Raw genomic sequence first — 26,529 nt, 5'->3', positions numbered from 1 at the left:
CCGTGGCTACGTCGTAGATCCCCGGACCACCAGCGAACTCTCCAGCGTCACGTGCGGCTCGTTGAGCGGCAAACCCTCCATGAGACCCCGGAGTTGCTCCCCCGCCTTGCGGCCCAGCGGCGTCGCGGGCAGGTGCACGCTGGTGAGGCTGGGGTTGCTGGTAGCCGAATAGGGAAGGTCGTCGAAGCCCGCCACGGCCAGCTCTTCAGGGATCCGAACGCCCTCCACCCGGGCTTCTTGCAGCACGCCATAGGCATGCGTATCCGTACCGCAGACGACGGCGGTCACCCCCTGGCGCTGCCAACCCGGCCAAGCCTTGGCGAATGCGTCGGCGGCAGCACCGACGTCGATCGCTGTACTGATGATGTGCCCGGCGTCGACCACCAGCCCGCAGGAAGCAGCTTCGTCGAGGAAGGCTTCACGGCGCAGCTGGAAGGTGGTGGTTCCCGTGATGCCGTCAACGTAGGCGGCTCGGGTGTGACCGGAAGCGGCCAGGTGCCGGGCAAGCTCACGCGCACCCTGGGCGACGTCGAGGTTCACGGACGGAGCAAAAGCCTCCAGTCCCGGCGCATCCAGCAGCACCAGCGGACCAGCCGCGGAAAGTTCTTCCAGGAACCCGGCGCTAGGAGCCCCAACCAGCAGCCCGGCCGGTCGGAGGGCCAACAGTTTGCGCACATCTGAAGCCTGCGGTGATTCACCGGCGTCGGTCACTGAGAGCAGCAGCTGGTACTCCGCCCCCAGCGATTCCCGCACTCCGGCGATCACATTGGCGAAGAACGGGTTGGACACGTCGGGCGTCACCAGGATGACGATGGAACTGACCCCGCGCGCCAGAGAGCTGCCGATACTGTCAACGACGTAGCCAAGTTCGGCGATGGCGGAGCGGACCCGGGAAATGTTGTCCTCGGATACGCGCCCCTGGGTTTTGCCATTGGCCACAAGGGAAACCGTGGCCGTGGAAACCCCTGCCAGCGCGGCCACCATGGCAGCTGTCACCCGGGGCGTGCGATGTGCCCGGCTACTGCGCCGGTCCAGGGATTCCATGCATCGATCGTAGCGTTGTTGTGCGGCCCTGACCTGCAGCAAGGCATCAAGCGCTTGACGTCCTCAACGTTAAGCGTTTGACGTAACCCGGAAAGCAGTGCCAAAATCACCCTGAGTGCTTATCGCCCTGCCCGGGGCAAGTTCCTGGCAGGCCCCAATGACGTGGAGAGAAACGTGGACCCCAACACACGCAAAAAGATCATTCTTGACTGCGACCCCGGCCATGACGACGCCGTAGCGCTGCTGCTGGCGCACGGCAACCCGGACATCGAACTGCTCGCCGTAACCACCGTGGTGGGCAACCAGACGCTCGAGAAGGTCACCCGCAACGCCCTCTCGGTGGCCACCATTGCCGGCATCACGGGCGTTCCGTTCGCCGCAGGCTGCGACCGCCCGCTGGTCCGCACCATCGAAACGGCCCCCAGCATCCACGGCGATTCCGGCATGGACGGCCCGGAGCAGCCCGAGTCCGCCATCGAGCTGGACCCGCGCCACGCCGTCGACCTCATCATTGAAACTGTCATGGCACACGAGCCGGGCACCGTGACTTTGGTCCCCACCGCCGGGCTAACGAACATCGCGATGGCGGCACGCAAAGAGCCGCGCATCGTGGAGCGCGTCAAAGAGGTTGTCCTCATGGGCGGCGGCTACCACGTAGGCAACTGGAGCGCGGTAGCTGAGTTCAACATCATCATCGACCCCGAAGCCGCGCACATCGTGTTCAACGAGAAGTGGCCGGTTGTCATGGTGGGCCTCGATCTGACGCACCAGGCGCTGGCCACGGACGAGGTGGTTGAGAACATCGCGAAGATCGGCACCAAGCCCGCCAAGTTCGTCCTCGAGCTCATGGAGTTCTTCAAGAAGACCTACAAGGACGCGCAAGGCTTCGACTTCCCGCCCGTCCACGACCCGTGCGCCGTTGCCTACGTCATCGACCCCTCAGTCATGACCACCCGCAAGGTTCCCGTGGACATCGAGCTGCAAGGCAAGCTCACGCTCGGCATGACCGTTGCCGATTTCCGCGCCCCCGCGCCTGAGGACTGCCACACCTCTGTCGCCGTTGACTTGGACCACAAGAAGTTCTGGGATTTGGTCACCGATGCGATCGAACGGATTGGCGAACCCACGCTCGACGGCGGCACGCCCACAGGCGGGCCCGTCACCGAAACTGCCGGGGCAGTCCTTGCAGGAGAGGCGAAGTAATGAGCACCTCCACCAACACCAAGGGCAACGTCACTGCCCTCATGGTCGCCCTGCTGGCAGCCTGCGTGGCCTTCCAGCTCAACGCCTCCATGCTCAGCCCGGCCCTGGTGACCATGGGCAACGAACTCAACACTGACCAAGCCACCATCGGCCTGTCCCAGACCTGGTTCTTCACAGCCGCCGCGCTCTTCTCGCTGTTCCTGCCCCGCCTCAGCGACATCGTCGGCCGCAAGAAGATCCTGGTCGGCATGATGCTCCTCATGGCCATCGGATCCGTCATCGCCGCGATGGCGCCGGATGTCACGTGGCTCTTCGTTGGCCGCATTATCCAAGGCGTCAGCGGACCGACGGTCCCCCTCTGCCTCATCATGCTCCGCTCGGCCGTGAGCAATCCCCGCAAGTACGGCACCCTCATGGGCCTCATCACTGCGGTCAATGGCGGCGTGGCCGGCGTCGACTCCTTCGTTGGCGGCTACTTTGCCGAGAACTTCGGCTTCCGCAGCATCTTCTGGCTCATGGTTGCCCTTGCCGTGGTGGCCACCATCCTCATCGCCGTCCTGGCCGGCGAGAGCAAGCCTGCCGCAGGCACCACCATGGACTGGCTGGGCGTGTTCTTCATCGTGATCGCCGTGGGCGCGCTGCTGACGGCACTGAACGAGGGCGCCAAACTTGCCACAGCCTTCGACGCCGGCACGCTGACCCTGGCGATAAGCCTGACCGTGATTGCCGTCGTGGCGTTCTTTGCGTTCTGGACCGTCGAGAAGCGCGCCAAGCAGCCCATGGTGGAAACTGTCCACCTGCGCCAGCGCTCCACTTGGGCTCCGCTGTTGACCACCACCCTCACCATGACGGGCATCTTCGCGGTCATCAACGGCATTGTTCCGGCCTATGTCCAAGCTGCCGATCCGGGCTTCGGCGTTGGCCCCACCGAGATGTCGCTGATGATCCTGACTCCCTACGCCCTGCTGGGTTGGATCTTCGGCCCGATCAGCGGCCGCCTCGCACCGATCCTGGGTTACACCAAGGTCCTGCGCATTGGCCTCATAGGCAGCCTGGTAGCCCTGGCCATCATCGCGTTCTTCGGCCTCAACAACCTCCCAATGATGATCCTGGGAACGGCTTTGTTGGGCATCATGTACGCCGGCACCGTCAACATCATGCTGAACGGGCTGGGCGTGGTTCTTTCGCCGCAAGGCAACCCGGGCTTCCTCCCCGGCATGAACGCCGGCGCGTTCAACCTGGGAGCCGGCCTGAGCTTCCTGGTCCTGCCTGCCGTGCTCGTCGCGACAGCTGCCCTCAACGACACCAAAGCTTCGTACCTGACCGTCGTTGTTGTGGGCCTGGCCATCACGCTTGCGGCCTTCGCCGCGTCGCTGCTGATCCCCAAGCCTGTTGACGCGGAAGTTCACGACGACGCCGAGGTGGCCGCGTGAGCAACGCTCCCAAGGCGGGAATCGTCGTCGTCGGATCCCTGAACGCGGACCTCACCATCTACACCGACCGCCTCCCCCAGCCCGGCGAGACCGTGCACGGCAACGGCTTCGCCGTGAACCCAGGCGGGAAGAGCGCCAACCAGGCGGTCGCGGCCAGCAAGCTCGGCGGCCAGGTCAGCCTGATCGGCGCCGTGGGCAACGACCCGAACGGGAACATGCTCCTGGACTCGACAGCCAGCGCCGGGGTGGACGTTTCCCGCGTCCGGCATTCGGACACGGCAACGGGAGTGGCTGTGATTTCCGTGGATGCGGGCGGCGAGAACAGCATCATCATCTCGGCTGGCGCCAACGGCACGCTGAGGCCATCGGACGTGGAGGCTGCTGCATTCGCCGACGCCGCCGTCGTCTGCCTGTGCCTTGAGGTGGGCATCGATACCGTGATTGCAGCCGCCCAAGCAGGGCACGACGCCGGAGCAACAGTCTTGTTGAACCTCTCGCCCTATGCGGAAGTGCCCGGGGAGCTGGCCGGCCTGAGTGACGTCCTGCTGGTTAACGCGCACGAGGCCTCGCTGTTCCTGGGCGCAGAGGCTGACATCCCGGACCCATCGGCCGAGCCAGAGGCATGGGAGCCGGTCCGGGAGCAGTTCGCCCACCGCGGTTTGCAGCGGGTGCTGGTGACCCTCGGCTCGCAGGGTTCAGTGGTACTGGATTCGTTGGCCCAAGCCGGCGATCGGATCACGCGCATCTCCCCCACGCGCGTTTCCGCCGTGGACACTACGGGTGCCGGCGACGCCTTCACGGGTGCCGTGGCTGCCCGCTTGGCGGCTGGAGATTCCCTGGCGGACGCTGCGGCCTTTGCTTCCGTGGCCGCCGCCCTGGCCGCAACCAAAAAGGGCACCCAGGCGGCCTACGCGAGCCTCGAGGACGTCGAGGCTGCCCGCGCGTCCTAACCCCTGTGTACCCAACTGGGTAACAGCACACGTCCTATTGAGACGTCAGTGGAACATGTGCTGTTACCTACTTGGGTTAAGCGGACTTGCGGGCTGCCCGCTGGGCGGAGCGTTCCACGGCCTTGCGGGATAGGGCGCCGTGCCCCGCCATGAGACGCGGCACAACGAGGTAGACGGCCGTGGGAACCACGAAAGCGGTCAGCACCAGGGCGCGAAGCACTGGGTGCCAAGGCTCCATGAACGGGCCGAGGAGCAGCATGCCGACAGATACGAGCGGGAAGATAGCGAGCCACGTGATGAGCGCCCGCATGTGAACGGACGGTCCGGCCGGACGGGCGACGGCGGTCGCTGCGTTGGGCGCGACGGCGGGGGTTTCGGGGGCAGTTGTTTCGGCGGCGACTTGGGTCGTCATCGGATTCTCCAACCAGATAGTTGCAATTGACGTGAGATCACCATAACCCCGCCGCGGAACAATTACAACCACCTGGTTGGAAAATGCTAATATGACCCTATGGCATGGGACACAGAACGGACCAAAGCACTGCTGCTCGAGGCCGCAACCTCCGAGTTCCGCACGTTCGGACTGGCAGGCGCCCGCATCGACAGGATCGCGTCCGAGGCCGGCGTCAACAAGGAGAGGATCTACCAGTATTTCGGCAACAAGAACGCCCTGTTCGACGCCGTGATTGTCGCCGCGCTCAGCTCGCTCATGGATGAAGTACCCATTGAGGGCGAAGGCCCGGAGGCCATGGCGGACTACGCCGGCAGGCTATTTGACCATCACCAGGAAGACGCAACGGCGCCACGGCTGCTGTTCTGGGAAGGCCTGGAGCGAGGGACCGAAGTAGTCGGACTGCCCAAACGCATGGCCAACTGCGCGTCGAAGGTCAACAGCACCATCGCAGCCCTGCCCGGAATCTCCCGCGAGGATGCCGGAGACCTCCTCATTACGATCGTTAGCCTCTGCGACTCCGCCCCGGTTCTGCCTGCCCTCGACGGACTCATGGCCGGCAATGACCCCGGCCGCGTCCAACGGCGACGTGCCGCCGTCGTACGCACCGTCTACCTGGCCGCCGCCGCACTGGCCGCCGAAGCGACAGCCCCCGCCACCGCCTGAGCGCAGCGCCCCACAACACGCCCTTGTGACAGCTTTGACACCAAAAGTGACTCACTTGTGAAGTTGCCCCTAGCCAAGAGGGGGTGACATCAACCATGCTTGCTGCATGTACTCAACGACGAGCCCATACCGCATCATCACGGTCTGCACTGGAAACATCTGCCGCTCGCCCATGGCTGCGCTGATGCTGACCGAAGCCTTCGCAGCGGAAGGGCTCGGCAAACGGGTAGAGGTGGACTCAGCGGGGACTACCGGGTACGAGGTAGGCCACCCGATAGACCCCAGGGCCGCCCGCGTCCTGGCCGCCCAGCACATCGCCTCCGAAGACCACGTAGCCCGGGAATGGCGGCATGAATGGTTCGCCGGACGTGACCTGATCCTTGCCCTCGACGTAGACCATTTCGGCTGGCTCCAAGAAGGGGCGCCGGACCGGGCCTCCTTGGAAAAAGTCCGCATGCTCCGGAGCTTCGACCCCCGGATGGCAGGCCGCAGCTCCCTGGACCTTGGCATCGAGGACCCTTGGTACGGCGGCCACACAGACTTCGACAACACCTGGACGCTCATAAAAGCCGCCATCCCGGGAATTGTTGAGCACGTCAAGGCCGCTATCGCCCAGGCTGACACCGAAGCAGGCCACGAGCACCAGCAGGTAACCTCTATGACATGACCCCTGCACCCGTGATCATCGCTCTTGACGGCAGGTCCGGCGCAGGCAAAACCACACTGGCCGTCGAACTGGCGGCCCGGCTGCGGCAACACCACAAGGTTTCACTCTTCCACCTGGAGGACATCTATCCGGGATGGAATGGACTGCGTACCGGCATCGAACGCTATGTGGCCACTGTCCTCACGCCGCTGAGCCAAGGCACGGCTGCTGAATGGGTCAGCTGGGACTGGGAACGGCATTACGACGGCGGACCGAACGTCACGCTGCCCGCCGAGATCGTCATCGTGGAGGGTGTTGGGGCTGGCGCGGACGCCGCCCGTCCCCTCGTAGACGCGGTGGTTTGGGTTGAAGCGCCGGGCGACGATCGCCGTCGTCGTGCCCTGACCCGCGACGGAAGCACCTACGAACCCTACTGGGATACGTGGGCGGCGCAGGAAGAGGAGTGGCTCTCCGCGGACTCCGTAGTCATCGACGCCGATATCCAGATCCAGAATCCTGCCGATGGCAGCGCCCTGGACCAACTCCTGCAGGCCCTCATGTACCTTCCGTCGCTCGCAGCCATCCTGTCCCCGGAGCTCAGCTCACGGCGCGGACTGCAGCTTCGGTCCGAAAAAATAGACGCGACGCCGGACGCCGCACAGCTCTTCGAGTCCCTCTACGGCAGCTCAACGAACGCCGTCTGGCTTGACTCCTCCAACGCCGCCGCGGTTGCCGGCCGCTCCCAGGCTGCGGCCCGCAGCCGCTTCAGCATCCTGGCCGACGACGGCGGTACTTTCGGCCAGTCCGTCCTGCACCGCTCGGGAGCCACAAGGGTGACGGCAGGCTCCGCCACCGTGACCACGTCCGGCCCCTTCTTCCGCTGGCTGGACTCGGTGTGGGGCAGGCGGGCCCTCCGCGCACCCCAAGGATACGATGGCCAATTCACGCTCGGTTGGCTCGGGTGTCTGGGCTACGAACTCAAGCGCGAAACCGGCGGCAACGATGTCCAATCCGACACCCCCGACGCTGCGCTCCTCTTTGCGGGCCGGGCCGTGGTGCTGGACCATCGCGAGCGCACAGTCTGGCTGCTCGCCCTGGAAGCCCCCGACGCCGGCGACTGGCTGCGCGAGGCGCGTGCCGCCGTCGTCCGGGCTTCTGGCGGTGGTGACGGCGTTGGTGCCGTTGTTGGTGCTGCCGCTGTTGGTGCTGCCCCCGAGTTCACCAGCCGCGATTCTGCCACCGACTACAAACGAAAAATCGCCGACTCCCAGCACCAGATCAGCGAGGGCAACTCCTACGAAATCTGCCTGACGACCACCCTTGAAGCGCCCGCCGGTGACCTCGATCCGTGGAGCAGCTACCTTGCTTTACGACGTCGGAACCCGGCCCCGTTCGCCAGTTACCTCCGGTTCGGCGGCCTGGAGATTGCAAGCACGTCGCCTGAGCGGTTCCTCCGGATACTTTCCGACGGCGGTATGCGCGCCGAGCCGATCAAGGGAACCCGTGGCCGGTCTGCCGACCCCGACGCGGACGCAGCCCTGCGGCAGGAGCTGGAGACATCGCTGAAGGACCGCGCCGAGAACATCATGATCGTGGACCTGCTGCGCAACGACCTCAGCCACTTCGCGATCCCCGGCTCCGTCACCGTCAGCAGGCTGTGCGCCATCGAAAGCTACGCCACAGTCCATCAAATGGTGAGCACGGTGGACGCACACCTCCGCCCGGGCGCTCCCCGGGCGGAAGCGGTCGCGGCCGCGTTCCCGGCGGGCTCCATGACCGGGGCACCCAAGATCAGTACCATGGACATCCTCGACCAGCTTGAATCAGGGCCACGCGGCATCTACTCCGGGGCGATCGGCTACTTCTCCCTGAACGCGGCCACCGACCTCGCTGTGGTGATCCGCACCTTGGTGGTGAACCCCGACGGCGAAGGCGGGCGCACGCTGACGCTCGGAGTGGGTGGGGCCATCACGGCGGATTCGGTAGCTGATGACGAGTATGAGGAGATACGGACCAAGGCTTTTGGCGTGCTCTCCACTCTCGGAGCCGATTTTCCGGACTGAGTTTTTTGGACAGCTAACACCCTTATAAAGGCCCCTTGGGAGCATTGGCTGTACAAAACTACTGGAGCGTCGCGGTCAATCTGGCCACGTTATCCACATACTTGGCCAGAGGGGGCCTGTCCATCCAGTCCTCCAGCATAAGCTCACGGGATACCTCGCGATACGTGGACTCCACGGCCCGCATGAGGTTCACGGTTTCGGCGCCCAGCAGCATCACCGAGACCTCCATATTCAGGGAAAAGGAGCGCATATCCATGTTGCTGGAACCAAGAACGGCCACCTCGTCATCAATGGTGAAGTGCTTGGCGTGGAGGACGTACGGGGCACGGTACAGATAGATGCGCACCCCGGCATCCAGCAAGGCCTCGTAATAGGAGCGCTGCGCGTGGTGCACCAGGAACTGGTCCCCCTTCTCCGAGACAAACAGCTCCACGTCCACTCCCCTCTGGGCGGCAGTGGTGATCGCGTAGAGAAGGGAATCATCGGGGACGAAGTACGGGCTGCAAATGGAGATCCGGTGCTGCGCGGAGTAGATCAGCGTGTTGAAAAGGCGCAGGTTGTTTTCGGTAGCGAACCCCGGTCCGCTGGGGACCACCTGCGCGGTGACCTGGCCCGGAGACGGGAGCGCCGGGAGTCGCAATTGGTCCTCCAGGGATTCGTCCGTTTCGCTGAGCCAGTCCGTCGCGAAAACCACGTTGAGGGTGGGCACGATCGGTCCTTCAAGCCTGGACATGAGCTCCACCCACTTGCGGCCAACCTTGTGGTGCTTGGGGTTGTTGTAGGAGGGCTCAATCAGGTTCTGGGAGCCGGTGAATGCAACCTGGCCGTCGATCACCATGATCTTGCGGTGGTTCCTCAGGTCGGGGCGCCGCCACTGGCCGTGGATGGGCAGCAGCGGGAGCATACGCTTCCACTGGATCTGGCCGGCCTTGAGCCTGCGGATCAGTCGTCGATAGCCCTTGACCCGGAGCGTTCCGATGTGGTCGAAGAGGAGCCTCACCGTGACACCCCGTTCAGCTGCTTTCTCCATCTCGGTCAGAAGCTCGTTTGTCACCGAGTCACTGCTCATGATGTAGAACTCGGCATTGACGTAGTTCTTGGCACCCCTGACGGCCTCGGCCATGGCCTTGATGGATTCCTCGTACCCGGGAATCAACTCCACCTTGTTGCCGTCCACCATCGGCAGCGAGCCCAGCCGATGGTTTAGCTCACCCGCCGACTTCACCCATTCGGGTCCGGAGTAGATGCTCACGGGATCCGACAGGTCGGAGGTTACTGCCCGAACACGTCGGTTGACTTCCTCCTGCTGTTCACGCCGGCGCCGGGAGAGCTTGAAATTCCCAAAAAGCAGGAAGAGGACAAAACCCACGGATGGGATGAGAAACACAGCAAGGAGCCACGCCATGGCGGTAGTGGGCCGTCGGTTGCCGGGGATGATGCCCAGCAGGACGATGCGCATGATGACTTCCGCGATGGCCCACGCGCCCAGCAACCAGGTCCACTCCTGGCCAAACGGAAAAGGAAAGAGCACGTGACAAACCCCCACGGTTCATGGACAACAGTGACCACAGCCTATCCGGCAAAGTCACCAGCGGCGGCCCAGCACTAAGCTTGGACCATGACTTCTGCAGCTCCCACGGTCCTCGTTTTCCTGGACCCCGCATTCGAAAACGGCCGAATCGCCGATTCCAGCCAACCCCAGCTCATGGCTACAGACCTGGGAGCTACACGTGGCGATGGCGTCTTCGAATCACTCCTGGCGGTGCAGGGGCGCCCGCGCAAAGTCCAGGCACACCTGAACCGACTGGCCGGTTCCGCGGCCGCGCTGGACCTGACACTGCCAGGGCAGGACTCTTGGCGGAGGGCCATCGACACTGCCATCACGGAGTTCCGCGATGTCCACCCTGCGCCTACGCCGGAGGAAGACGAGGTGGTGGTCAAGTTGATCGTCACCCGCGGCGTCGAAGGCGCGGCGAGCCCCACCTGTTGGGTACAGGCTTCGCCCTCGCCCGCGGGCAGTCGCCGTCAGCGCGAGACGGGCATCGACGTCGTGCTTCTGGACCGCGGTTTCGACACCGAAGCCGGCGAGCGCGCGCCATGGCTGCTTCTGGGCGCCAAGACACTGTCATATGCAGTCAACATGGCCGCTCTGCGCTACGCGCACAAGCAAGGTGCCGATGATGCGATCTTCACCTCGACCGATGGGCGCGTCCTGGAAGGACCGACGTCCACAGTGCTGCTGGCACACCTGGAGACAGTGGACGACGGCGACGGTACGGTCAAGACGGTTCGTCGCCTCATCACGCCGCAACTGGACAGCGGCATCCTCCCGGGCACCTCGCAAGGTGCGTTGTTTGCCGCTGCCAAGGCGGCCGGCTGGGAGCTGGGCTATGGGCCGCTGGAGCCGCAGGACTTGTTCGACGCCGACGCAGTGTGGCTCATCTCAAGCATCCGTTTGATCGCGCCGGTGAACCACATCAATGGCAAGGAAGTAGGGACCCCGGCCATCCGGAAGCAGCTCACCGCGGAGCTGAACGAATTGTTCGCGGGTATCGAATAGGGCTCTGCCAAGGACTTGGACAATGTGGCATCTGCCAAGGATGCTCCGCTTGGAACCTAGCAGGTCACAAGTAGAGTAATTGCTCGCATGACTCATTGATTAGGAAGTCTTGGCCTAGGGCAAGAGCTTTTTAGGCGTTCGATCGCATTTCTTATCCTCCTTGAAATGGTCATTCGTCATGTGATGAATCTTGTTCTCGTGTTAGTTGGATCACGTCCAATTGGTACTACTTCAGACTTTGCTGGCTAACTTCCCGGAGGGAACATGGGACTCAGCTCCCCCACAAAAGCCGAAGCATCGGCAACCGAAGCGCAGTCCGGTACTGCCGCTTCACCATCAGGACTCCGCCGGTCCATGGAGGCCCGGCACCTGGTCATGATCGCGATGGGTGGTGTCATTGGTTCCGGCCTGTTCGTCAGTTCCGGATACACCATCGCCACCGCGGGCCCCTTGGGCGCGGTACTTGCCTTCCTTATCGGCGCTGTCGTGGTCTATCTCGTGATGGCCTGCCTCGGGGAACTCGCTGTTGCGTTCCCCGTGTCAGGCGCATTCCACATTTACGCCGCCCGGACCATTGGGCCGGCCACAGGCTTTGCCACCGCGTGGCTTTACTGGCTCTGCTGGGCTGTTGCGCTGGGCTCTGAATTCACCGCAGCGGGCCTGCTCATGCAGCGCTGGTTCCCGGGTGTCGATGTCTGGATCTGGTGCTTCATTTTCGCCACGGTCCTGTTCACCTTGAATGCCATTTCATCGCGCGTCTTTGGCGAATCCGAGTTCTGGTTCGCGCTCATCAAGGTCGCCGCCGTCGTCGGCCTCATCATCCTGGGTGGAGCCGCGCTTGCCGGCTTCCACCCCCTTGCCTCGGGCGACTACCCGTCATTCGGCTCGAACTTCAGCACCCCCGACGGACTCTTCCCGAACGGCTTCACCGGCGTCTTCGTCACCTGCCTGGCGGTCTTCTACGCGTTCTCCGGTTCCGAACTGATCGGCGTCGCAGCGGGCGAGACCGCAAACCCCGGCGCCAACATCCCCAAGGCCATGCGCACCACGGTCATCCGCCTCATGATCTTCTTCGTGGGTGCCATTACCGTCATCGCTGCCACCATCCCGTATGAAAAAGTCAGCGTGGATGAGAGCCCGTTCGTCACCGTCTTCTCCATGCTCGGCATTCCGTACGCGGCGGACATCATGAACTTCGTGATCATCACCGCGTTGCTCTCGGCAGGAAACTGCGGGTTGTTCTCTTGTGCCCGCATGCTGTTCTCGCTGGCTGACGAAGGCCACGCCCCGCAGGTCTTCAAGAAACTCACCAAGCGCGGCATCCCGATGGTTGCCCTCTGCGTGAGCATGCTTGGCGGACTGGCCTCACTCATCAGCAGCGTTGTGGCCCCGGCTACCGTTTACCTGGTGCTGGTCTCGGTGGCCGGATTCGCGACGGTTGGGGTGTGGATGTCCATCGTGGCTTCCCACTTCATCTACCGGCGCACGTTCGTAAGGAACGGCGGTGACGTCAACACCCTGCCCTACAAAGCGCCGCTCTTCCCGCTGGTGCCGATCCTTGCGTTCGCACTGTGCGTGGTGTCGTTGATCGGCATTGCCTTCGACCCCAACCAAGTGGCGGCTCTCCTGTTCGGGGTTCCCTTTGTGGGCGCCTGCTATGCGTTCTTCTACTTCAAGTACGGCCGGCGGCGCTCCCTCAAGAAAGCCCTGGATGCCTAGCACCCTGGCTTCCTGACCCAGTTTGGATACAGATCAGCCCTTGGACAACCTGTTCCGGTTGCCCAGGGCTGATCTTGTTTCAAGAGAGGTCAGGACGCTCCCCGTACCGCCACCACCCGCTTTGACCACCCAATGACCCAGCCCACGCCGATTCCACGGCATGTCAGATGAAGTCTCCGGCCAAAGTGGGTGGTGGCGGCACGCTTTAGCCTCGACCGTCACGAGGAAAGCACGACGGCGGCCCCTCCTCGCTGCACGGGCTCACCTCCATGGCTTCCTGCCCATGTTTGGATACAGATCAGCCCTTGGACAACCTGTTGCGGTTGCTCAAGGGCTGATCTTGTTTCAAAAGAGGCCAGGACGCTCCCCGTACCGCCACCACCCGCTTTGACCACCCAATGACCCAGCCACGCCGATTCCACGGCATGGGAGATGAAGTCTCCGGCCAAAGTGGGTGGTGGCGGCACGCGCGCTGGTGGCTCTGGGCCTACTTCTTGCCGGCCCTGACGGGGTGCTCGCTCAGAATGGAGAGCCGGTTGAACGCGTTGATTCCGATCGCCGCCATGCAGAGGACACTGATCTGCTCGTCACTGTAGTGCTGACGTGCCTGGGCAAAGAGTTCCGGACTGGGACGGGAGCTGCTCATCCTGGTTATCTGCTCGGCGATCTCCATTGCCACGACTTCGGCGGGCTCGAAGAGTTGCACTTCCTTGTACACAGCCACCAAGGACAACCGCTGCTCAGTTTCCCCATACTTCAAAGCCCGGCGATGGTGCAGATCCAAGCAAAACGCGCAGCCGTTGATTTGTGAGCACAGGTAATTGATGAGTTCGAGTGTTTGGCGCGGAATACCTACCCGGTCAGCTTCGTCAACGAGTTGCTGCGAATAGTGACTGAGCGTCGCATATAGATCGGGTTGCTGCTTATCGAGATAACCGGCCAACCGGGGTTTTGTTTCCTGTTCAGGCATGGTTGGAGCTTAACGCACACGGGATGTGAGCGAGCGTCCGCCCCAAAGGGAGGATATGTGAGCGAGCGTCCGCCCCAAAGGGAGGATACGTGAGCGAGCGTCCGCCCCAAAGGGAGGATACGTGAGCGAGCGTCCGCCCCAAGGGGAGGTTACGTGAGAGAGGGTCAGTCGGGGGCGTCAGCGGAGAGGCGTATGCCGTTTTCTGCCAGCCACACCGGGTTGAAGGCTTTGCTCAGGTAGTTCGTGCCGGCGTCGGGCGCTATGGCGACCACAACCGAACCGTGGGGCGCGGCTCGGGCTACCCGCACCGCAGCAGCCACAGCCAGTCCCGAAGAAGGCCCCAAAGCAAGCCCCTCATCGTCCAGTAATCGGTGGACTGTGGAGTAAACCTCGTCGTTGGGGATCCGCAGGAAACGGTCCACCACGGAGCGGTCGAAGATCTTCGGCCATTCTGCCTGGGGCCAGGAGTTGCCCACTCCGTCCACCAGGATCTCGCCGGGATGGCCGCCGCTGTAGGCAGAGCCATAGGGGTCGGCGCCCACTACTTCCAGGTGCCCGCCCGGCCGCGAAGCTGCCACCTGTTCCTTCAGGTACCGCCCGTTGCCACTGATGGTCCCGCCGGTTCCGATGCCGGCAACAAAATGCGTCACGAGGCCACCTGTCTGTTCCCAGATCTCCGGCCCGGTCGTCTCGTAATGCGCCAAGGGATTTGCCGGGTTGTCGAACTGCATGGGCCGCCAAGCGCCGGGAGTTTCGGCGGTGATGCGTGCAGCCACGGCCCGGGCATTCTCCGGGGACTCCGACGGCGCATTCCAATCCGTCAGGATCACCCGTGCGCCGTAGTTGTGGAGCGCCGCGAGTTTCTCCTGCGAGATGGTGTCGCCGGTGACCACCACTACCGGGTGGCCTGTGAGGTGCCCGATCAGCGCCAACCCGATCCCTGTGTTGCCGGACGTGCTCTCCACAATCGTGGCACCAGGCTGCAGCTCCCCCGAACGCTCAGCTGCGCGGACCATGCTCAGCGCAGTGCGGTCCTTGATGGAACCACCCGGGTTCTCGGACTCCAGTTTGACGTGGATGGCGCTGCCAAGACCACGGCTGAAGGACTCCAACTTCAGCAGCGGCGTGTTGCCCACCTTTTCCAGAACCGAGGCGTCGAGTCCGTCCAGACCTGCGGGCTTTGCGTGCACTCCATGCTTGCGGGTGGCCGTGCTCATGATGACGCCTCCTCAGGAAACAGTTGTTGCACGACTTCCCAAAGCACTGTCCGCGCCCGCTCCACGAGGTCCGCCGCCGAAGGCCGGTCCGCCAGGACATCGGCAAGCCGGCCCACTACCAAGCCTGTCCCATTGCCGAGCGGCTGCGCGGCTTCGGCCTCCAGCAAGAGATAGGAGGCCGTCAGGGCCTCGATGGCCAGGAGTTTCTCCGCGGCATCGATGGATTTCTCCAACTGCTGCAAAGCCAGCGGTGCAAGGGTGGAATGGTCCTCGACGTCGGCGGAGAGGGTGGGCGCGCCCAGGGTCGCGGGAGCGGCCAGGAACTTGAGCTCGGCCAACAGTCCTGCCGCGGAGTACCAAAGCAGTCCGGGCAGCTCTTCCTGGATCAAAGCCGACGCCGAACCAGGCTCCAAGGACGCAGCAGCCAGGTGCCGTGCCCGGATGGCCCGCTGCGGCGGATACAACTTGGCGATGCGCCGCTCACTGGAGATGCCCACATGCGCCAAGGCCAGACGCAAGCCCTCAAAGGACATCGCGAGCTGCATGGGTTGGAAGTTTCCGCCGGACACCATAGCGCCCGACTCCACATCAACCAGCGGGTTGTCCCCTCTGCCGTTCAGTTCCACTTCCAGGGCCAAACCCAGCTGCGACACCAAGGAACGGAAGGCCCCATGGTTCTGTGGGGCCGCCCGGAAGGACAACGCGTCCTGAACCGATACTTCCGGCCGGACCTCCTCAAGCCACCCACCACCCAAAAGCCTGCGCACGGCGGCGGCCGAGTCCCGCTGCCCGTCCACCTCCTTGGCTGCCTGGATAATTGGCGAAAACGGGCTGAGGTTCCCGCCGCCGTCGTACCTTGCGATCGTCTCCAGAGAGAGTGAAAGCGCGACGTCGGCCAGCCTCGCCAGCTGCTGGAGGCGAACCAGGGCGAGTGTTCCGGCGCCCACGGAGTAGGCGTTGGCGCTCACCAAAGCCAGCGCTTCCCCGGCCGCGGGCTGGAGCGGTTGCAGTCCGGCGTCCGCGAGCGCTTTTGCGCCGGGCACCAGCATGCCCGAGGCGTCGAACGCTTCGCCCTCGCCCAGCGCAACGGCGGCGACGGCGGCAAGTTGCGTCAGGTCCGAGGAGCCCACCGAGCCTTCGCTCGGGATGGCGGGAAAGACGCCCCGGTTGAGCAGTTCGGCATAGAAACTTGCTGTCCCGGGTCGCACGCCGGAGCCGCCGCGGGTGAACCCGATGAGCCTGGCGAGGATCACGGAGCGGGCAGCAGCCCGGTCCAGGTACGGTCCGACGCCGCTGTTGTGATACCTGACCACCTGAACCTGGTAGGCCAGGATGGACTTCTCCTCCACAACGGTGTCCCGGCCCGATCCGAGCAGCGTGTTAAGTCCGTACACCCGCTGCCCGGAGGCGGCCGCTTGTTCCACGACCTCCCGCGCGCGATGCATCAAACTCAACGCATCATGGGTGATTTCCACGTGAAACGTTGGATCTGCCGCTGCCCGAGCGAGCGCCAATGCGGAAACAGGCCCGGTCCCGATGCTGAAAGTTCCCACTAGAAATCCAAGAGGTTCTGCCGGAACCCGCCGTTGCCGTAGCTCTTCCTCAACAGGCCGCGCCGCCTGAGTTCGGGGGTGAGTTTGTCCAGGACGCCATGAACGGTCACGGGATCCACGAAACCGGAAAACAGGAAGCCGTCGCCTCCCACAGCGGAGCCGGTCTCCTCCAAATAGTCGGCAATTTCGCCAACGGTCCCAATGATCGAGTCCCCCGCTCCGCCGCTTCGGGCCTGCAGGATTTCGCGGAGCGTAGACCCGGGAGGGGCCGCCTTGGCGAAATGCTCCAGCGTGCCCTGGTTGCTGTTGGTGCTCAATGCAGGGAGAGGGGCGTCGAGGTCGAACTGCTTGAAGTCGATCACGGAGAGGTAGGAGATGGAGTTGAGCTGGCTGTCGATGTCCCGTTGGGTGAGCTCACGGCGCTGCGCCCGCAGTTCCTCGGCCTCCGCAGAAGAACCAACCACGGTGGGCTTCAGGACGAAAAGTACCTTGACGTCGTCGGGATTCCTGCCGGCTTTGGCCGCCTCGGCGCGGATCGAATCCCGGTAAGCCTTCATGCCCTCCACGCCACGCGCCAACGCGATGGCCACATCCGCGTGCCCACCCGCGAAAGCCTTGCCCCTCGGAGAAGCACCGGCCTGGACCAGCACGGGTTCTTCCGGCAAAGGCGCAGTGTTCAGCGGTCCGCGGACCTTGAAGAAGTCGCCGTCGTGATTGATGGGATGCACCTTGGTGTGATCGGCGAATTTCCCGGCCGAAACGTCCTCGAGGACCGCGTCAGGTTCCCAGCTCCGCCACAGCCGCCTGACGACGTCGACGAATTCTTCCGCTTTCTCATAACGGAGGTCGTGTTCAATCTGCTGGTCCAGCCCGTAGTTCTGAGCCGCGAGGTCGCTGCCCGAGGTCACCACGTTCCAGCCGAGTTGCCCCTCGGAGAAGTGCTGCAGCGTGGCCAGGAGCCGGGCCGCGGTGAAGGGCGGATAGAAGGAAGCGCTGACGGTAGGAACGATCCCGAGGTGCTCGGTCGCTGAAAGCAAGTACGGCACCAAGGCCAAAGGATCGTGCTTGGGTGCGAAGGAAGCGTGCGCCAGGGAAACCTCGGCCGTGCCGCCGTAGGTGTCCGGGACAGTCAGGGAGTCCTCGATGATGAACAGGTCCAAACCCGATTGCTCGAAGGCCCGGACAGCCTCCTGGTACAGGGCGGGCTTCTTCCAGTCGTAGCCCAGGCTGTAGCCCGGAGTTCCCCAGCCCTGGACACCGAATCCGTGCCCCACAAACCAACCAAAATGCAGCATGGGCTTGAGTGTAGAACTGCTCTGTCCGTTCACCGCGACCTGATTTCACACGAAGTTACAGGGGGTCGTACTGCGTCAATTATGCTCCCGGGACGTCTTAATTGGACCTGTACTCCACCACCGTCCGATTACGCAACATGACGACGGCGTCACCACCGCCACGTGCGGCTTCGCCATGCTGAATGCTACGTTTTTCTTGAGTAATGAGAACCAGCGCGAAGCCCTGACTTGCTGGTCGGCAACCCTCTCTCCGGCGGGGTGCCTCAGGTGACTACTCGGCGTATCGACAATTCGAACTGCAAGCGTGACTGAGGAGCACCAGCAATGCCTGAACCCACTGAAGAAAAACTTTCCTACCGCCTGATAACAGGCCCGGATACCCGTGACTTCTGCGAGCGGATCACCAACGCCCTGGCGGAAGGGTACGTGCTGCACGGCAGCCCCGCGGCAACGTTCAACGGAACCGAAGTGATCGTCGCGCAGGCCGTCGTCCTGCCCGCCGCGATCGCCAGCGCCGATGCCGCAGTCGCCAATGCTGTTGACGAACTGGATACCGACGACGAAGAAGCATTCGAGGGCCACGCATGAGCTACGCAGGTGACCTGACCCCGCACGACGCGTGGGCCAAGCTTGAACAGGGCGCCATCCTGGTGGACGTCCGCACCGAGGGCGAATGGGCCCACATCGGCATCCCCGATACCAAAGCCACCGAAAACGATCCCCTGTTCATCCAGTGGAACCTCGCCGGAGGCATCCCCAACTCCCGCTTCATCGAGGACCTGCAACAGCAGGCACCCGAGGACGACGGCGTGGAGCTCGTGTTCATCTGCCGCTCCGGCCAGCGGTCCATTTCCGCTGCCATTGCCGCCACGCAGGCAGGATTCACCTCCTACAACGTGCTGGAAGGCTTTGAAGGCGAGCCGGACCGTTACGGTGAGCGAACTGTGAATGGTTGGAAGAACCGTGGACTGCCGACGAACTTGGGGACCGAGTAAGTGACTTTCAATCCCGATGCCGCCGGCTGGAGCCCTGACACCCAGGCCGTCCGCGGTGGCCTTGACCGCACCAATTTCCAGGAAACGGCCGAGCCCATCTTCCTGAACTCCGGGTTCGTCTACGAATCCGCCGCCGCAGCAGAACGCGCCTTCACAGGCGAGGACGAACGCTTCGTCTACTCCCGCTACGGCAACCCCTCCGTCGCCACCTTCCAGGAACGGCTGCGCCTGCTCGAAGGAACCGAAGCGTGCTTTGCGACGGCGTCCGGCATGTCCGCTGTGTTCACCGCCTTGGGTGCCCTGCTGGCTGCCGGCGACCGCGTGGTTGCTGCCCGCTCCCTCTTCGGCTCATGCTTCGTGATCCTCAACGAAATCCTGCCGCGCTGGGGCGTGGAGACTGTATTTGTCGATGGCCCGGACCTTGACCAGTGGCGTGCAGCCCTGTCCGAACCCACCACCGCTGTGTTCTTCGAATCCCCGTCCAACCCGATGCAGGAAATCGTCGATATCGCGGCCGTCAGCGAACTGGCGCATGCCGCGGGGGCGACTGTCGTCGTCGACAACGTCTTTGCCACCCCGTTGCTGCAGCGCTGTGGCGAGCTGGGTGCAGACGTGATTGTCTACTCGGGAACCAAGCACATCGATGGCCAGGGACGCGTCCTCGGCGGCGCAATCCTGGGCACCAAGGAATTCATCGACGGACCGGTAAAGCAGCTCATGCGGCACACCGGCCCATCGCTTTCGGCGTTCAATGCCTGGGTGTTGACCAAGGGTCTTGAAACCATCGGCCTGCGGGTGAACCACAGCTCGGCGTCGGCCCTGAAGATTGCCGAATGGTTGGAACAGCAGCCTGCCATCAGCTGGGTCAAGTACCCCCTGCTTAAGTCGCACCCGCAGTACGAGCTGGCCGCCAAGCAGATGAAAGCCGGCGGCACTGTGCTGACGTTCGAGCTCTCACCTTCCGCCGGGCGTTCGGCCAAGGAAGCGGCGTTTGCGCTGCTCGATGGACTCCGCGTCATCGACATCTCCAACAACCTGGGCGACTCCAAGTCCCTCATCACCCACCCGGCCACCACCACCCACCGGGCCATGGGTCCGGAGGGGCGTGCGGCGATCGGGCTCTCAGACGGCGTGGTCCGTTTGTCTGTTGGGCTCGAGGACGTGGACGACCTCATCCTGGATCTGGAGAAGGCCCTCAAACAGGTCTAACCTTGCTGGCATGAGGCATCCATACCGCCAGGCGGGGGCTGTCATAGTCACGGGTTCGGTGGTGTGGTTGGCCGGTATTTCGCCGGGGTCGCGCGTTTACCTCATGCACGACCCCGCGGAACGCCTGCGCTTGCTGGTTGACAGTGAGCGTGGATGGGTCATCGGCCACCACTTTGCAGCTGCCGGAACTGCGGCGGTGCCGATGGGCGTTGTTGCGTTCGCAAAAGCCCAACGCCGCGGTCCCGCCAAAGCGTGGGCGTCCGCGGGAGCAGCAGGGCTGCTCGCGGGAGCGCCGTTATTCATCTACAGCTTGTCGCGCCGGGCCTCCGACATTGAACGATTCGCTTCTTTCCGCGGATCCAACGCGCCGTTCCTCGGATACTCCTGGCTGCATGTGGTTGGCCTGGCAGCGCTGGGTGGCAGCCTCCTTAGTTCCCCTGCCAAACGATGGGTGGGGATCGGGTCAGCAGGAGTGGCAGCGGTTTCCGGGGCAGTCCTTGCGACCACCAAGGACATTCCGCCACTGGTCTTCTATCTCACCGAAGGAGTGGTCGGGGCGTACCTGATGTCTTGGTCGGAACCCCCTGACGCCGGGCAAGTCGAAGACCAGGGCCTCTCGGGGACTAGGGCCGCCGCACCCTGGTCATCATGGGCGTGGGGATCTTGAGCGCGTTGGCCGCGGTGCCACGAACGGTCTCTTTCACGGCATGCGCGACGACGGCGGCGAGGGTTTCGGCGTCGGGCTGACTCACGGGCGGGTTGCGCCCGTCCCCGTAGCGCGTCGCCGCTTCGCGTTGCTCAAGCGCACCGTTGCCACGCTCCAGGATCCCGGCAATACCGGCCTTGACGAGGGTCAGTTCACCTTGGTCATCCAAAACAGGGCTCAGGTAATCCACCAACGCCCACACCACATCCGCGGCGGGTTGGGGACGGAAATCGCCGAAGTCCAGAAGGTCTCCACGCAAACCGGAGTTGCTGGCCCGCCAACCCGCCATCCGCAGCAGCGCGGTCGGCACCGGGGTGGGATCAACGCCGTCGAGCATTTCCAGGGAAGCTGTCTCCACCAACGCCCGCACCAGCACCGCAATCAAGGCTGCGTCCTCGGCCCTCAGGCAGACGTCGGCCACTCGGACCTCCACGGTGGGGTGGTTCCTGGAGACCCGGGCGTCGAAGTAGATCATGCCCTCATCCAGGATTACCCCGGTATCGAGAAGCCGCTGCACGACGCGTCGATAGGCCGTGAGCGAGCCAAAAATGGAAGAAGGCCCGGACGTTGGCCAGCGGTTCCACGCTTGGGTCCTGTAGCTGTCGAATCCGGAGGGAAGCCCGCGCCAATAGGGTGAGTTGGCGGAGAGTGCGGTGAGCACGGCGAGCTTGTCGCGGATATGGTCCAGCACCACCACGCCTTCCTCTGGCGACTCCACCGAGGTGTGCACGTGGAACCCGCAGGTCAGCTGCTCGGTGGCGATGATCCCGAAGTGGTCCAGCATGGTGGCGTACCGGGGGTCCGGGGTGGTGTGAGTGGTGGAGGCCAGCGGTGAAGTGGCAAGCGCGGCAACCCTGGCGCCGTGTTGCCGGGCGGCTTCGTCGGCCATGGCACGGCCCCGGCGGATCTGCTGCAGGAGTTCGGCGTACGTGTGGCAGGGCCTTGTCTGGGTTTCGATTTGCTCCAGTTTGAGCTCCTGGCTCAATCCGGTGGCCGTCGCGGGTTCGTCGTGGCCAGCGAGAAGCGCGTCCGCGAGGGCCAACGGCGCGCCCGTCACAGGATCAACGATGAGCAGTTCTTCCTCCACCCCGAACGTCCGCATGCTCCATTCTGCGCCTCAGGCCACGCACATAACAGCAACGCGGGGTCACTTATGGCCCATGTTGGGGGGCCCGATGGGCCATAAGTGACCCCGCGTCCTCCGGAGACTAGTCCTGGAAGTACTCGACCTTCGCGCCAATGGTGTTCAGGCGCTCCGCCAAGTCCTCGTAGCCACGCTCGATCACGTAGATGTTGCGGAGCTCAGACGTACCCCGGGCGGCCAGCATGGCCAGGAGCAGGCAGGCGGCGGGGCGCAGGGCGGGCGGGCAACCAACTTCTGCGGCACGCCATTTGGTGGGTCCGTTGACGTAGATCCTGTGCGGGTCCAGCAGCTGTACCTGGGCGCCGAGCTTGTTCAGCTCCGTCAGGTAGATGGCACGGTTCTCGTAGACCCAGTCGTGGATCATGGTCTGGCCCTCGGCATTGCCGGCGATGACGGCGAAGAAGGGCAGGTTGTCGATGTTCAGGCCCGGGAACGGCATCGGGTGGATCTTGTCCTGCGGGGCATGGAGTTCTGATGGCTTGGTGGTCACGTCCACCAACCGGGTGCGGCCGTTGCGGGCCATGTATTCACCGGAGACCTCCAGCTTCTGGCCCATCTGCTCCAGGGTGGCCAGTTCGATCTCCATGAACTCGATGGGAACGCGGCGGATGGTGACCTCGGAGTTGGTCACGATCCCGGCGGTGATCAGGCTCATGGCCTCGATGGGGTCCTCGGACGGGAAGTACTCGATGTCCACATCGATGGCTGGCCGGCCCGTGATCTTCAACGTGGTGGTGCCGACGCCTTCTATTTCCACGCCCAATCCCTGCAGGTAGAAGCAGAGATCCTGGACCATGTAGTTCGGGCTGGCGTTGCGGATTACCGTGGTGCCTTCGCGGTGGGCAGCAGCCATGATCGCATTTTCAGTGACCGTGTCGCCGCGCTCGGTCAGCACGAAGGAGCGGTGATGTCCGTCGGCCGGAGGAGCAGCCACCGAGTAGAACCCGGACTTGGCTTCAACGGTCAGGCCGAACTCCCGGAGCGCCTGCATGTGGGGTTCAACGGTTCGGGTACCAAGATCGCATCCTCCGGCGTAGGGCAGCAGGTATTCGCTGGTCTCATCCAGGAGCGGTCCCAGCAGCATGATGACGCTGCGGGTGCGGCGGGCGGCGTCGACATCCATCGACTCGAGGTCCAGGACCTCGGGCCGCCGAATGCGCAGATCGCTGCCATTGAGCCAGGTGCACTCGACGCCGATCGATGTCAGGACTTCTACAATCCTGTTGACCTCTTCGATGCGTGCCAGCCGGCGGAGCGTGGTGGTGCCGCGGTTAATGAGGCTCGCGCACAGCAGTGCCACACCGGCGTTCTTGCTGCTGTTGACATCCACTTCGCCCGAAAGCGTCCGGCCACCTTCGACCCGAAGGTGGGTCATCTGCGGTTTGCCTACCTTGACGATGGAACGGCCGAAGATCGCTTCGAGGCGTTCGATCATCCGGAGGCTCAGGTTCTGCTTACCTTGCTCCATCCGGGCGATCGCGCTTTGGCTGGTTCCCAGCTCAGTAGCCAACTGCCCTTGCGTCCAGCCCTTTTCTCCACGTGCGTTGCGGAGCAGGAGACCTACATGTTCTGGCGTAGCTTGCGTCATAACCAAGAAATATCATAGATGAGTTAGAACTGGCCACCCACACGCCGATTAGGCGGCAAACGTCACACCCTACCCGTACCGTGCGATAAAAGCTCGACGGCGGCACTCACCAACCGGGGCCGCCCGCCATCGTTGGGGCTACAGCTCCCTAGGCCCGCCAGTAGCCCAACGCATCAATCCGATGCTTGTCCACCCCCAAGCCCTTCCGCAGATGCTTGACGATTGCCCGGGTACTTGACGCTTCGCACGCGATCCAGAAGAAGTCCTCCGCCACGGCCACGGAATTGGACGTCAGCGAACCACAGACGTCTTCCACCAGGGCAGCACCGTCCCGTTTGCGGGGTATCCACGTGACCACATCGCCAGGGGCCGTCCGCACCTCAAGTGAGGTGTCGGCGTCGTGCTGGTACTCAAGCCAGGCCGTGACGGGGACCGTTCCCCGCGCATCCAGCAGCGAGTTGATGGCGGGGATGGAAGCGGGGTCCCCAACCACCCAAATGCGGCGCTGGGTGGGCTCCGGGAGGGCGAAGGAGCTGCCCTGGACCGTGGCATCGATGGTGTCGCCGATTTGGACAGAACGGGCCCAATCGGCCGCAACCCCCTGGTGCATCGCGAAATCCATGCTGAAGGTGCCGTCGGCGGGGGACGCGTTCACCAGGGTGTATGCGCGTTGGTGGGCCTTGCCGGAGTCGTGGAACCAGAGCCGGATCCACATGGTCGGATGCAGGCCGCTGGCCTTCAGGAGTCCGCCGTCGCGCACGTGTACGCGCAGGAAGTCCGGCGTGATCTCTTCCCGGCCGGTGACTTCCAAAGTGAAGTCCTTGGCGCCCATGACCTTAAGGACGACGCCTTCCCAATTGCGCTTCAAGCAGCACTCCTTCACAGATGGCCGCGATTTGTGCGCCGGACCAAAGACATTTATCTTGAACTTAAGTAAGCCTAACCTAAGCTCGAAAGCAGACAGAGATCATGACGCCTGCCCCGACGCAACACTCCGCCCCGGCAGGCGGCCCAGGAAGCTACCGCGACGACTGGGGAATCCCGCATCTGTGGGCTGAATCGGCCGACGATCTTGCCTTCCTCCAGGGGCGGAACGCCGCGATCGACCGCTCGTGGCAGATCGAGCTGGAGCGCTGGCGTTCGGAAGGCCGGGCTGCCGAAGTTCTGGGGTCCGACGCCGTGGTCTGGGACCGGTTTGCCCGCCAAGTGCGGCTGAATGACACCGCGCGCCGTTGCTTCGACAAACTCCCACACCACACGCAGCGCTGGTGCGGACAGTACGTTGCCGGCATCAACCAGGCCCTCGCCGACGATCTCCGCGGCAGCCCTGAGTTCGATGAAGCCGGTTGCGCCCCGGAGCCGTGGCTCCCGTGGACACCCTTGGGCGTCTTCCTGGTCCACCACATCCTGTTCTCCACTTTCCCCAACAAGCTGTTCCGGGCCCACGTCGCACGGACACTCGGGGAAGACGCCGTGGATCTGTTCAGCATCGAGGCCCCTGTCTGGTCCGGCAGCAACGCCTGGGCCGCCCACGGTTCGACGACGGCGACCGGGCAGCCGTTGATCGCCGGGGACCCGCACCGCCTCATGGAGCTGCCCGGCGTGTACCAGCAAGTGCGGCTCGCGTGCCCGGAGTTCGACATCGTGGGCTTCGCGTTCCCCGGTGTCCCGGGCCTGCCGCATTTCGCCCACACCGGCTACACCGCCTGGGCCGTCACCAACGCCATGGCCGATTACCAGGACCTCTTCGTGGAGGAACTCCGCCGGATCAGCGACAGCAACGGTGAACGCATCGAGGCGCGCGGGGCGAAAGGTTGGGAGTCCGCCGTCGTCAGTACCGAAACCATCAGCGTCCGGGGCGGCGAAGCCGTGACCGTTGAGGTCATTGAGACTGCGCGGGGTCCGGTCATCTCCGATACGCCCGACGGCGGTGCGCTGAGCTTGCGCTTCCCTGCCCGGGTTGAGGGGCGGCTGGGTTTCGAGGCCCTCCTGCCGCTGTTGCGGAGCCGGAGCGTCGCCGACGTTGAGGCGGCCTTTGACGCCTGGGTGGAGCCCGTCAACAGCGTTGTGGCCGCGGATTCGTCCGGAGCTGTTCGGCATTTCGTTGCCGGTTTGGTTCCGCAGCGCAACCCTGCAAACCGCCGCCTCCCCGCCCCGGCCTTTTCGTCCCGCCACGCCTGGGACGGACAGTACGCCGCGTTGCCCCGCACCGAGGTAGGACGGTTTGCCGTGAGCGCGAACGACCGCGCCGCAGGTGGTGGAGACAAGGTGGCGATGGAGTTCGCGCCTGCCTACCGCGCCCTTCGGATTCGGGAGCTGCTGGAGTCCTCCCCCGATCGGACGCTGACCGGGGATGACATGCAGTCCATGCACACCGACACCCTGCTGGGTCCTTGGCCCTTCTTCCGCCGGCTCCTGGCCGCCATGGACCCGTCAGATCTGTCCCTTGCGGCAAAGGAACTGAGATCGCAGCTGATGGTTTGGGATGGCCGGATGGATGCCCATAGCCACCAAGCGGCCATCTTCGCTGCCTGGCGTGGTGCCTTGGTGCAACGCCTCGGACGGCACGCCGCTCTTGCTCCGTTGAACGCGCCGAACGGCTACTCCCCCTTGTTTGGACCGTGGCTGTCCGTGGCATCGCGGATCGGCTTCGCTTTGGAGACTCTGCTGGTCCGCGGCTCCGAACTCGGCATCGTAGGTGGAGTGGAAGTCGCGGCTGCGTTGGAGGACGCCGCCCTGGAGGACGCCCTCGTGGACGGTGCCCCATGGGGTGACCGACACCAGCTGTTGGCAGTCCATGTCCTCCCGGATGCCCTTGCAGCAAGGGTACCGACGGCTGACCTCGGCGGAGACACAGGCTGCGTACTGTGCACCGAGAGCCTCCCTGGCGTGGAGGACCGCAGTTTCCGGGGACCGGCGGCCCGTTACGTCTGGGATCTGGCCCGCCGTGGCAACAGTCGCTGGATCGTGCCTTTCGGAGCCGCTGGAACGCCCGGACACGAACACTTCGCCGACCAGCTTCCGCTCTGGAGCGAAGGCCGGATGGTCCCTGTAACCACGGACTGGTCCGCCCTGGCCAAAGACCCGAACTGACACCAGACACCCGCCTACCGAAGG

General features: G+C 64.0%; 23 protein-coding genes and 1 riboswitch. Of the genes, 13 read left to right on the top strand and 10 right to left on the bottom strand.

What is annotated here, in order from left to right; translation table 11 throughout:
• Positions 1-6 precede the first annotated feature (6 nt).
• Complete coding sequence (locus tag PJL15_RS03065) at positions 7-1,044, bottom strand: LacI family DNA-binding transcriptional regulator (RefSeq protein ID WP_281449737.1); 1,038 nt, start codon at positions 1,042-1,044, stop codon at positions 7-9.
• A 174-nt stretch (positions 1,045-1,218) separates the two neighbouring features.
• Here PJL15_RS03065 and PJL15_RS03060 point away from each other — a divergent pair, with 174 nt between their 5' ends.
• The 3 genes from PJL15_RS03060 to PJL15_RS03050 are packed head-to-tail and all read left to right on the top strand — an operon-like array spanning position 1,219 to position 4,630.
• The gene (locus PJL15_RS03060) at positions 1,219-2,247 is read left to right on the top strand and encodes a nucleoside hydrolase (protein ID WP_281449736.1); all 1,029 of its coding nucleotides are present in this window, start codon (positions 1,219-1,221) and stop codon (positions 2,245-2,247) included.
• A complete protein-coding gene (locus PJL15_RS03055) occupies positions 2,247-3,680 on the top strand; it encodes an MFS transporter (RefSeq protein WP_281449735.1) in 1,434 nt (477 codons plus the stop codon). Before PJL15_RS03060 ends, PJL15_RS03055 begins: the two co-directional genes overlap by 1 nt.
• Positions 3,677-4,630 carry a ribokinase gene (locus PJL15_RS03050; RefSeq protein ID WP_281449734.1) on the top strand — a complete coding sequence of 318 codons (954 nt, stop codon included), beginning with the start codon at positions 3,677-3,679 and terminating at the stop codon, positions 4,628-4,630. The genes PJL15_RS03055 and PJL15_RS03050 overlap by 4 nt, the downstream gene beginning before the upstream one ends.
• Positions 4,631-4,706: 76 nt before the next feature.
• On the opposite strand, the gene PJL15_RS03045 is transcribed toward PJL15_RS03050, so the two are convergent.
• Entirely contained in the window at positions 4,707-5,042 is a 336-nt protein-coding gene (locus PJL15_RS03045; RefSeq protein ID WP_281449733.1) for a hypothetical protein, read from the bottom strand.
• 99 nt (positions 5,043-5,141) lie between these two features.
• Between PJL15_RS03045 and PJL15_RS03040 the strand changes: the two genes are divergently transcribed.
• The 3 genes from PJL15_RS03040 (at position 5,142) to pabB (ending at position 8,456) form a co-directional block, all read left to right on the top strand.
• Positions 5,142-5,747 carry a TetR/AcrR family transcriptional regulator gene (locus tag PJL15_RS03040; RefSeq protein ID WP_281449732.1) on the top strand — a complete coding sequence of 202 codons (606 nt, stop codon included), beginning with the start codon at positions 5,142-5,144 and terminating at the stop codon, positions 5,745-5,747.
• A 106-nt stretch (positions 5,748-5,853) separates the two neighbouring features.
• Complete coding sequence (locus PJL15_RS03035; RefSeq protein WP_281449731.1) at positions 5,854-6,414, top strand: low molecular weight protein-tyrosine-phosphatase; 561 nt, start codon at positions 5,854-5,856, stop codon at positions 6,412-6,414.
• Complete coding sequence (pabB, locus tag PJL15_RS03030; protein WP_281449730.1) at positions 6,411-8,456, top strand: aminodeoxychorismate synthase component I; 2,046 nt, start codon at positions 6,411-6,413, stop codon at positions 8,454-8,456. The genes PJL15_RS03035 and pabB overlap by 4 nt, the downstream gene beginning before the upstream one ends.
• A 58-nt stretch (positions 8,457-8,514) precedes the next feature.
• On the opposite strand, the gene cls is transcribed toward pabB, so the two are convergent.
• Positions 8,515-9,987 (bottom strand): cardiolipin synthase, encoded by a 1,473-nt coding sequence (gene cls / locus PJL15_RS03025; protein ID WP_281449729.1) that lies wholly within the window; start codon positions 9,985-9,987, stop codon positions 8,515-8,517.
• A gap of 87 nt (positions 9,988-10,074) precedes the next feature.
• Here cls and PJL15_RS03020 point away from each other — a divergent pair, with 87 nt between their 5' ends.
• Together PJL15_RS03020 and PJL15_RS03015 are read left to right on the top strand one after the other, a co-directional pair.
• Positions 10,075-11,016, top strand: a complete 942-nt coding sequence (locus PJL15_RS03020; protein WP_281449728.1) for an aminodeoxychorismate lyase — start codon at positions 10,075-10,077, stop codon at positions 11,014-11,016.
• A gap of 264 nt (positions 11,017-11,280) precedes the next feature.
• Complete coding sequence (locus PJL15_RS03015; protein ID WP_281449727.1) at positions 11,281-12,735, top strand: amino acid permease; 1,455 nt, start codon at positions 11,281-11,283, stop codon at positions 12,733-12,735.
• Between the two features lie 487 nt (positions 12,736-13,222).
• Here PJL15_RS03015 and PJL15_RS03010 read toward each other — a convergent pair whose 3' ends face one another.
• The 4 genes from PJL15_RS03010 to PJL15_RS02995 all read right to left on the bottom strand — a co-directional run bounded on the left by PJL15_RS03010 (position 13,223) and on the right by PJL15_RS02995 (position 17,803).
• A complete protein-coding gene (locus tag PJL15_RS03010; RefSeq protein ID WP_281449726.1) occupies positions 13,223-13,705 on the bottom strand; it encodes a carboxymuconolactone decarboxylase family protein in 483 nt (160 codons plus the stop codon).
• Between the two features lie 164 nt (positions 13,706-13,869).
• Positions 13,870-14,922: a PLP-dependent cysteine synthase family protein gene (locus tag PJL15_RS03005; protein WP_281449725.1), complete on the bottom strand. Its 1,053-nt coding sequence runs from the start codon at positions 14,920-14,922 to the stop codon at positions 13,870-13,872.
• Positions 14,919-16,475 carry an aromatic amino acid ammonia-lyase gene (locus PJL15_RS03000; protein ID WP_281449724.1) on the bottom strand — a complete coding sequence of 519 codons (1,557 nt, stop codon included), beginning with the start codon at positions 16,473-16,475 and terminating at the stop codon, positions 14,919-14,921. The genes PJL15_RS03005 and PJL15_RS03000 overlap by 4 nt, the downstream gene beginning before the upstream one ends.
• The gene (locus tag PJL15_RS02995) at positions 16,475-17,803 is read right to left on the bottom strand and encodes an NtaA/DmoA family FMN-dependent monooxygenase (protein WP_348651468.1); all 1,329 of its coding nucleotides are present in this window, start codon (positions 17,801-17,803) and stop codon (positions 16,475-16,477) included. The genes PJL15_RS03000 and PJL15_RS02995 overlap by 1 nt, the downstream gene beginning before the upstream one ends.
• A 166-nt stretch (positions 17,804-17,969) precedes the next feature.
• Positions 17,970-18,081: riboswitch (SAM riboswitch) on the top strand.
• Between the two features lie 13 nt (positions 18,082-18,094).
• Between PJL15_RS02995 and PJL15_RS02990 the strand changes: the two genes are divergently transcribed.
• The 4 genes from PJL15_RS02990 to PJL15_RS02975 are packed head-to-tail and all read left to right on the top strand — an operon-like array spanning position 18,095 to position 20,641.
• Positions 18,095-18,358, top strand: coding sequence for a DUF1737 domain-containing protein (locus tag PJL15_RS02990; RefSeq protein WP_281449722.1), 264 nt, complete (start codon positions 18,095-18,097; stop codon positions 18,356-18,358).
• Positions 18,355-18,765, top strand: a complete 411-nt coding sequence (locus tag PJL15_RS02985; protein ID WP_281449721.1) for a rhodanese-like domain-containing protein — start codon at positions 18,355-18,357, stop codon at positions 18,763-18,765. The genes PJL15_RS02990 and PJL15_RS02985 overlap by 4 nt, the downstream gene beginning before the upstream one ends.
• Complete coding sequence (locus PJL15_RS02980) at positions 18,766-19,974, top strand: O-succinylhomoserine sulfhydrylase (protein WP_281449720.1); 1,209 nt, start codon at positions 18,766-18,768, stop codon at positions 19,972-19,974. It abuts the gene before it with no gap.
• A gap of 10 nt (positions 19,975-19,984) precedes the next feature.
• A complete protein-coding gene (locus PJL15_RS02975; protein ID WP_281449719.1) occupies positions 19,985-20,641 on the top strand; it encodes a hypothetical protein in 657 nt (218 codons plus the stop codon).
• Here PJL15_RS02975 and PJL15_RS02970 read toward each other — a convergent pair.
• The 3 genes from PJL15_RS02970 to PJL15_RS02960 all read right to left on the bottom strand — a co-directional run bounded on the left by PJL15_RS02970 (position 20,598) and on the right by PJL15_RS02960 (position 24,280).
• Positions 20,598-21,782: a glutamate--cysteine ligase 2 gene (locus PJL15_RS02970; RefSeq protein WP_281449718.1), complete on the bottom strand. Its 1,185-nt coding sequence runs from the start codon at positions 21,780-21,782 to the stop codon at positions 20,598-20,600. The two genes, PJL15_RS02975 and PJL15_RS02970, sit on opposite strands and share 44 nt — an antisense overlap.
• Before the next feature lie 106 nt (positions 21,783-21,888).
• A complete protein-coding gene (locus PJL15_RS02965) occupies positions 21,889-23,412 on the bottom strand; it encodes a UDP-N-acetylglucosamine 1-carboxyvinyltransferase (RefSeq protein ID WP_281449717.1) in 1,524 nt (507 codons plus the stop codon).
• A gap of 148 nt (positions 23,413-23,560) precedes the next feature.
• A complete protein-coding gene (locus tag PJL15_RS02960) occupies positions 23,561-24,280 on the bottom strand; it encodes a siderophore-interacting protein (RefSeq protein ID WP_281449716.1) in 720 nt (239 codons plus the stop codon).
• Positions 24,281-24,381: 101 nt separating this feature from the next.
• Between PJL15_RS02960 and PJL15_RS02955 the strand changes: the two genes are divergently transcribed.
• Positions 24,382-26,505, top strand: coding sequence for a penicillin acylase family protein (locus PJL15_RS02955; protein ID WP_281449715.1), 2,124 nt, complete (start codon positions 24,382-24,384; stop codon positions 26,503-26,505).
• Positions 26,506-26,529: the final 24 nt, after the last annotated feature.

The sequence above is a fragment of the Paenarthrobacter nitroguajacolicus genome (assembly GCF_029952445.1).
Classification (GTDB): Bacteria; Actinomycetota; Actinomycetes; order Actinomycetales; family Micrococcaceae; genus Arthrobacter; species Arthrobacter nitroguajacolicus_B.
Note: the sequence above shows the minus strand (reverse complement) of the source record. Positions and strands in the feature narration are given on the sequence as shown.

Coding starts and splice junctions, on each gene's coding strand:
- PJL15_RS03035 (WP_281449731.1), top strand. CDS start 5,854: ATGTACTCAACGACGAGCCCATACCGCATCATCACGGTCTGCACTGGA.
- PJL15_RS03005 (WP_281449725.1), bottom strand. CDS start 14,922: ATGAGCACGGCCACCCGCAAGCATGGAGTGCACGCAAAGCCCGCAGGT.
- PJL15_RS02955 (WP_281449715.1), top strand. CDS start 24,382: ATGACGCCTGCCCCGACGCAACACTCCGCCCCGGCAGGCGGCCCAGGA.
- PJL15_RS02990 (WP_281449722.1), top strand. CDS start 18,095: ATGCCTGAACCCACTGAAGAAAAACTTTCCTACCGCCTGATAACAGGC.
- PJL15_RS03015 (WP_281449727.1), top strand. CDS start 11,281: ATGGGACTCAGCTCCCCCACAAAAGCCGAAGCATCGGCAACCGAAGCG.
- PJL15_RS03065 (WP_281449737.1), bottom strand. CDS start 1,044: ATGGAATCCCTGGACCGGCGCAGTAGCCGGGCACATCGCACGCCCCGG.
- PJL15_RS03045 (WP_281449733.1), bottom strand. CDS start 5,042: ATGACGACCCAAGTCGCCGCCGAAACAACTGCCCCCGAAACCCCCGCC.
- PJL15_RS03010 (WP_281449726.1), bottom strand. CDS start 13,705: ATGCCTGAACAGGAAACAAAACCCCGGTTGGCCGGTTATCTCGATAAG.
- PJL15_RS02965 (WP_281449717.1), bottom strand. CDS start 23,412: ATGACGCAAGCTACGCCAGAACATGTAGGTCTCCTGCTCCGCAACGCA.
- PJL15_RS03040 (WP_281449732.1), top strand. CDS start 5,142: ATGGCATGGGACACAGAACGGACCAAAGCACTGCTGCTCGAGGCCGCA.
- PJL15_RS03055 (WP_281449735.1), top strand. CDS start 2,247: ATGAGCACCTCCACCAACACCAAGGGCAACGTCACTGCCCTCATGGTC.
- PJL15_RS02985 (WP_281449721.1), top strand. CDS start 18,355: ATGAGCTACGCAGGTGACCTGACCCCGCACGACGCGTGGGCCAAGCTT.
- PJL15_RS03020 (WP_281449728.1), top strand. CDS start 10,075: ATGACTTCTGCAGCTCCCACGGTCCTCGTTTTCCTGGACCCCGCATTC.
- pabB (WP_281449730.1), top strand. CDS start 6,411: ATGACCCCTGCACCCGTGATCATCGCTCTTGACGGCAGGTCCGGCGCA.
- PJL15_RS02975 (WP_281449719.1), top strand. CDS start 19,985: ATGAGGCATCCATACCGCCAGGCGGGGGCTGTCATAGTCACGGGTTCG.
- PJL15_RS02970 (WP_281449718.1), bottom strand. CDS start 21,782: ATGCGGACGTTCGGGGTGGAGGAAGAACTGCTCATCGTTGATCCTGTG.